General features: G+C 53.5%; 1 protein-coding gene. It reads left to right on the top strand.

All coding sequences use genetic code 11. The features are described from left to right. Positions 1-29 precede the first annotated feature (29 nt). Positions 30-381 (top strand): ABC transporter substrate-binding protein (locus tag AB4Z23_RS28925; protein ID WP_441361363.1); only part of this gene is annotated, 352 nt, incomplete at its 3' end.

The raw sequence follows: 381 nt of genomic DNA, 5'->3' as shown, positions 1-381 counted from the left end.
GAAACCGCGATGCTGGCACGGATTCCGTCATGCTCAACGTGGTTGAAGGGCTGGTTGCTGCAGGTGAAAAGGGTGAAGTTCGCCCGATGCTGGCTAAGGAATGGACGGTATCCGACGACGGAAAAACCTATACATTTACGCTGCGTGACGGCGTGAAATTCCACAATGGCGAGACGATGAACGCTTACGATGTGCAGTGGAGCCTCGAGAAGCTCATTCGTGACCCGGAATTCAGCTGCAAGACATTTTTTGATGGGAGTCGCGACGCAAAGGTCCAGACAATCGTGGCGAAGGAAAACACGGTTATTGTTACGCTTGATCGTCCCGATCCGATGTTCCTGAACTACATGGCGCAGGCGCAGTGTGGATCCACCGGTATCG

It is taken from the genome of Agrobacterium sp. MCAB5 (assembly GCF_052114365.1).
Classification (GTDB): domain Bacteria; phylum Pseudomonadota; class Alphaproteobacteria; order Rhizobiales; family Rhizobiaceae; genus Agrobacterium; species Agrobacterium tumefaciens.
Note: the sequence above shows the minus strand (reverse complement) of the source record. Positions and strands in the feature narration are given on the sequence as shown.